The organism is Halobacillus sp. BBL2006 (assembly GCF_000786645.1).
Taxonomy (GTDB): Bacteria; Bacillota; Bacilli; order Bacillales; family Halobacillaceae; genus Halobacillus.
Map to the genome: position 1 here is coordinate 1 of NZ_JRNX01000849.1, position 4,375 is coordinate 4,375.

4 protein-coding genes are annotated in these 4,375 nt (G+C 45.4%); all 4 read right to left on the minus strand.

Translation table 11 applies throughout. The features are described from left to right. The coding region (ilvC, locus tag LD39_RS20400; RefSeq protein WP_035552957.1) for a ketol-acid reductoisomerase at positions 1–507 on the minus strand (507 nt) is incomplete at its 3' end. Between the two features lie 18 nt (positions 508–525). After that, positions 526–1,047, minus strand: coding sequence for an acetolactate synthase small subunit (gene ilvN, locus LD39_RS20405; RefSeq protein WP_035552960.1), 522 nt, complete (start codon positions 1,045–1,047; stop codon positions 526–528). Further along, positions 1,044–2,762: a biosynthetic-type acetolactate synthase large subunit gene (ilvB, locus tag LD39_RS20410; protein ID WP_035552963.1), complete on the minus strand. Its 1,719-nt coding sequence runs from the start codon at positions 2,760–2,762 to the stop codon at positions 1,044–1,046. Before ilvB ends, ilvN begins: the two co-directional genes overlap by 4 nt. 389 nt (positions 2,763–3,151) lie before the next feature. Continuing rightward, positions 3,152–4,054 (minus strand): branched-chain-amino-acid transaminase, encoded by a 903-nt coding sequence (ilvE, locus tag LD39_RS20415; RefSeq protein ID WP_035552967.1) that lies wholly within the window; start codon positions 4,052–4,054, stop codon positions 3,152–3,154. Positions 4,055–4,375: the final 321 nt, after the last annotated feature.

Genomic DNA, 4,375 nt, shown 5'->3' on the forward strand with positions numbered 1-4,375 from the left:
CTTGGCATAAGCAAGTGCGATTTCTTTCGCTTCACCTGTTACATCTTGTTCGACACCGATTAGGGCTGGTACGCCTGCGCCTTCTTCAAAAGTACGGCGGACAAGGTGTCCTGGTCCTTTTGGTGCAACGAGGAATACGTCGACATCAGATGGAGGAACCACCTGGTTGAAGTGAACGTTGAAGCCGTGAGCGAAAGCTAGTGCTGCCCCAGATTTCAAGTTTGGTTTAATGTGTTCTTCATATACACTCGGCTGATGTTCATCTGGCAAGAGCACCATGACAACATCTGCATCAGCTACAGCTTCTGCTACGACTTTAACTTCCAGACCGTCTTGTTCTGCTTTCTCCCAGGACTTCCCTTTACGAAGTCCAACGACGACGTTATGACCACTTTCTTTCAGGTTTTGAGCGTGGGCATGGCCTTGGGATCCGTATCCGACAACGGCCACCTTTTTATTTTTGAGTACCTCATCTTGAATATCGTTGTGATAATAAACTTTTGCCATTTGTAAACATCCTCTCCGTTATTTTAGTAGTGAATAAGGTTTGAACTCGGCTACTTGCGGTTGTTGGCCTCTTGTGAAGGCAGTTAAACCTGTGCGAGCCAATTCTTTAATTCCATAAGGTCTTAAAAGCTCGATGAGCGCATCGACTTTATCTGATTTTCCAGTCACCTGAACCGTGATGCTTTCTTTGCTGACATCAATGATCGATGCCCGAAACGGTTCAATAATACCCTGGACTTCATTTCGGATTTGCGGATTGCTGATAACTTTCACCATTGCGAGTTCCCTTGCAACAATCGCTTTGTCCGTAATATCCGAAACTTTCAATACATCAATCTGTTTATTCAGCTGTTTCGTAAGCTGCTCTAGCTTTCTCTCATCTTCTACTTCCACGACGAAGGTCATTTTTGAAATCCCCTCCGTTTCGGTACGCCCGACAGAGATGCTTTCTATATTGAACTGCCGCTTCGCCAGCAACCCGGTGACCCTATTGAGAACACCGCTGCGGTTGTGGACGATGGCTGTTACAATTCTTCTCATGGTTTCTTCACCCCGATCATTTCATGGAGTCCTTTGCCTGGGGCAATCATTGGATATACATTTTCTTTCTGCAGCACTCTGCAGTCGATAACTGCTGGCTGATCGTCAGCAAGTACTTTCGGCAATACTTCCTCCAGACTCTTTTGAGAATCGATGTAGTAGCCCGGAACTTGATAGCTTTCTGCCAGTTTCACGAAATCTGGCTGTGTTTCAATGATCGATTCAGAGTAACGTTCTTCGTAAAACTTCTCCTGCCACTGACGGACCATACCGAGCGCCTGGTTATTAACGATTAGGACTTTAACCGGCAATCTGCGTTCTTGTAATACGGAAAGCTCCTGCATGGTCATTTGGAAACCGCCGTCACCGACGATGGCCACACAAGTAGACTCCATATCAGCAATCTGTGCACCAATTGCTGCCGGGAACCCGTAGCCCATCGTACCGAGGCCGCCTGAGGTTACCCATCGATTCGGACGGTCGAAATGATAGTATTGAGCCGCCCACATCTGGTGCTGACCGACATCAGTCGTTACAACCGCTTCACCTTTCGTATATTCATAAACTTTTTGTATCAGCCACTGAGGAACGATTTCCGATTCAGGCTGCACATGCCACAGCGGACATTCTGTCTTATTGTGATCGATGTCTCCCATCCAGCCTTTATGATCGAGACCCTGTACCTTCTTTTTGTTAATCGCCTGGAGTGCAGCTTTTGCATCCGATACGATAGGAATTTGAGTCGGAACGTTTTTTCCGATCTCAGCAGGATCTACATCAATATGTGCGACAGTCGCTGAAGGAGCGAAGTGCTGTAAGTTCCCAGTCAACCGGTCGTCAAATCGAGAACCGATGTTGATCAATAGATCGCATTCGTACAAAGCCATGTTCGCAGCGTAAGTTCCGTGCATTCCTGCCATCCCTAGAGACAAGTCATCATTACCTGGATAACTGCCTAATCCTAGCAACGTTGTAGTTACGGGAAGCTGATAGTTATGGACGAATTCTTTCAGTTCCTCAGAAGCCCCTGCGTGAACAATGCCTGATCCGGCAAGGACAACCGGTTTTTTAGCTTTGACTAACGCTTCATGAAGTTTATTAATCTGAAGCGGATTTGGCTTTAAGTTCGGTTGATAACCCGGAAGATGAAAGCTGTCATCGATTTTACTTTCCTGAACCGCTGACGAAATGTCTTTCGGTATATCGACAACGACTGGACCCGGACGCCCGGTCGTGGCAATATGAAAGGCTTCTTTCACAATTCTAGGGAGCTCTTCTATTGTTTGGACTTGATAGTTATGCTTTGTGATCGGTGTTGTGATCCCCATGATATCTGACTCTTGGAAAGCGTCCGTACCGATGACGCCTTTAGCAACCTGACCGGTAAAAATAACGAGGGGAATTGAATCCATCATGGCGTCCGCAATCCCTGTCACAAGGTTTGTCGCTCCTGGTCCTGATGTACCGATGACAACTCCGGCACGGCCTGCCACTCTTGCATATCCCTCGGCGGCGTGGATTGCACCTTGTTCATGTCTTGGCAGGATATGATCGAAACTTCCCTTTGAACGGTAAATCGCGTCGTAAATCGGTAAGACTGCGCCACCTGGATATCCGAATAGCACTTCTACCTTTTGATCGACCAGCGCCTGTACTAACAAATCCGCCCCTGTCTTTGTGGCCGTCTGCTCTTTCACACTTGCCTCTGCCTTCATTTTTTAATCCCTCCTACTAAAACTTTAAAGCTAAAGCGCTGCTTGGCGCTGAAGTAATTCTTTCATGAAAAAAGACCTTTTCCTCCCTCTGATCCCTCATACACAGATCGGTATAAGGAAAGAGAGGGGTGAAAAGGTCTTCGTTTCCACGGTACCACCCTCATTCATGAAGCATATTGCTTCACCTCATGGAATTCAGCTGAATTCCTTTTGATAACAGGTGCAGTGAAACACCTGGTCCTGCCTACTTGAGAGGTTCAGCAAGGACACTCTGGGATGATGTCAGAATAAGAAGTATTTCCGGGCTTCCAGCAACCCCGGCTCTCTGTGAATACAAGAACTTATCCCTTTATTCCCGTCTTCGTTTTGCGTTCATTCAATTGTCAAAGTCAACTAACGTGAGCTTTATTTTCTGAATACACTTTGTACCCATCAGTTGTCGTGATTTTTCTAAATTCCGATAGTAGATGGTTGGTGACGACTCCTGGCGTCCCATCCCCCACTTGTCTTTGGTCCACTTCTACTACAGCGATGACTTCTGCCGCTGTACCTGTCAAGAATACCTCGTCGGCGACATATACATCATGACGAGTAAATGGCTGTTCTTTTATTTTATAGCCTTTTTCTTCTGCAAGATCGATAATGGCGTTTCGCGTTATTCCTTCGAGTGCTCCTAAATAAGTCGGCGGCGTGAAAATTGTTCCGTTTTTAACGATGAAAATGTTATCAGCTGAACCTTCTGTTACATAGCCTTGATCGTTCAGCATAAGTGCTTCATCGACGCCTGCCTGATTTGCTTCCATTTTCACTAAGATATTATTTAAATAGTTCAATGATTTCACTTGTGGAGGTAAAACGTCCGGTCGGTTTCTTCTGCTTGATACAGATGCAAGCCTTACCCCGCGTTCATAGAGTTCTTTCGGGAATAAAGCGAGTGCCTCAGCAATGACAACCACACGTGGATTCGAACAACTCGCTGGATCTAGACCCAAGTTGCCAGCTCCTCTAGAAACAACGACGCGAATATATGCCGTCTCTAGCTGGTTTTTTCTGACGGTTTCCGCAATAATCTCTTCCAGCTCCTCCTTTTCATATGGAATCTGCAGCATGATTGATTTCGCAGAATCATACAAGCGATTCAAATGTTCGTCGAGCTTGAAGATGTTGCCTTCGTAAACACGAATACCTTCGAACACCCCATCTCCATATAAGAAACCATGATCATAAACGGAAACAACGGCCTCATTTTTGTCGACATATTCGCCACCTAAATAAATCCATTGGCTGCTCATTCTTAGCACTCCTTTCTTTTATAGTTTAATGTTTGAAATGTGATTAAAGAATGATTAATAAAGAGCGGACCCTGGCTTGTAAGCATGCACTCTTACTTTGTCAGGGCCCCATAAGGTCCTTCCACATGAAATCAACCTTCCGTGAAAAATTGTGCTACCGGTTTAGTTGATTGAGGACTACTTTAAACGGATTTACGGATAAGGTCAACAGCTTTTCGCAAAGTTTTCTGAACACTTAGATTATTCAATAATTATGTAAAGCGCTTACATACGCTCCAGTCAAGGAGTACAGGCATTAGAACCGATTTCTTTTTTTCTTTT

Bases quoted from the DNA above. Each gene is read 5' to 3' on its own strand.
- ilvN (WP_035552960.1), bottom strand. From the start codon at position 1,047: ATGAGAAGAATTGTAACAGCCATCGTCCACAACCGCAGCGGTGTTCTC.
- ilvB (WP_035552963.1), bottom strand. From the start codon at position 2,762: ATGAAGGCAGAGGCAAGTGTGAAAGAGCAGACGGCCACAAAGACAGGG.
- ilvE (WP_035552967.1), bottom strand. From the start codon at position 4,054: ATGAGCAGCCAATGGATTTATTTAGGTGGCGAATATGTCGACAAAAAT.